The sequence below is a fragment of the Pseudoruegeria sp. SK021 genome (assembly GCF_002119405.1).
GTDB lineage: Bacteria > Pseudomonadota > Alphaproteobacteria > Rhodobacterales > Rhodobacteraceae > Meridianimarinicoccus.
In genome coordinates this window covers 1-1,479 of record NZ_MTBG01000098.1, presented here as the reverse complement: position 1 = coordinate 1,479, position 1,479 = coordinate 1, and the positions used below count along the sequence as shown (strand labels likewise).

The window sequence follows — 1,479 nt, the reverse complement described above, 5'->3', positions numbered from 1 at the left end:
TGTCGTGAACGTCGTATTCGTCGTGAGTGCTGTGATCTTCTTCAGTTGTGTGGTCTTCTTCCGACATAGTCCCATCCCTCAATGTGAGCAAATCGTTAAAGAGAAGTTGAAGTTTTCAGTGCAATATTCGCGTTTCCTACCCAGTCCTAATTTCTCGCGGTTAAAAAAACCGTAAGCGTTGGCTGGGTAATCCCCCCGTTTTTAACGGGGGCTGCGCCACGGAATGCTGGACAAAAGCCAACCCCAAAGAAGCGGGAAGGATTCCCGGATTACCATCTCATCGGTCACGTTTCTCTATTTGAGGGAATTTTTAATAATGTGGTGGAATATTGGTCCTGTTGATTTTGGAGGGATGAATATTGAAGCTTTTTCTCGCAACCGCACTTTCCCTTTGGACGCTTTCGATTGGCATCGCGAGTGCTGCAGTAGTTTATCCAGACCCCGTGGATCATTCTATCACTGAAATCGTGTTTCCGGGTGATTATGTTATATCCGAACAGAGACTTAACCCACATGATACAGCAATATTCACCTATATGTCCGTTAAGGAAGTACTAATTGATAATATCATAGTTGAGGGTAGCGGAATAGGTATAGACTCGATAAAATATGGAACTACGTCGCCGCCGAATATTTCTTTTGATCTTATCATCGGCGAACTTGGGGAATCAGAAGTTGCATTTGGTATTATTCCGGGATTTCATCTTCTAGCCATGCAAAGATTTTCAATCTTTTGGGAAAATCTCGCCAGTTCACCCGTTAATGTAACAGCAAGTTTTTTCCCCGTGGAGTTTGATAATCCTGTAACACCCGTGCCGCTGCCTGGGTCGCTGCCGATTTTTCTCAGTGCTATTGGAATTCTAAGTGTCGCACGCCTAGGTGTCCGCGTGAGATGAAAGATTAGCTCGACGCTCTAGCAGCAATGTCTCGCTCTTCCTCGCCACAGGTATCGACATGGAACTCCGTTGAGTTGGCCATGGCCTGAGAGGTGATCCCATTTGTCAGAGCAGACGTTTGGCGTTACCGAAGTCTTGAGCCAAGCATGTAGGTTGATAGGGATACCCTTTATTAACCACGGCCGTATACCGTACGTTTATGCGTGTATGGGTCCTAGAAGCTTGTCGAGACAAATACCGGCACCCGAGCCGCTGGGGCTATGCCTTGGCTGAAGACCAATACGTTGCGCTGCAGCTCGCTCAGTACACAAGCCGCTTGCCCTTCAATTGGGTTCATGAAAAGCCTGCCGCTATGCTCTGGCCGGGTGAACCACGGCAGAAAGTTTTTTGGACTCGCTAGGGCCGGTTGACGCTTACCTCTTCAACCTCGCGGTACAGAACGGCAGCTCTCGCCTGCGAGAAACGCGCGAAAGTTGGTGATGCCCTGAGGGGCGGCATATCATGGCGGAGTTCAGACGCCGTCAATTCTCAGCCGAGAAAAGGATATGCCACATGTCAGAGTCTACCATCACCCAACTGCCCG

General features: G+C 48.7%; 1 protein-coding gene. It reads left to right on the top strand.

Features of this window, described 5'->3' with window-relative positions; genetic code table 11:
- The first annotated feature begins 359 nt into the window (after positions 1–359).
- Entirely contained in the window at positions 360–896 is a 537-nt protein-coding gene (locus tag BV911_RS19410) for a hypothetical protein (protein ID WP_139840162.1), read from the top strand.
- Positions 897–1,479: the final 583 nt, after the last annotated feature.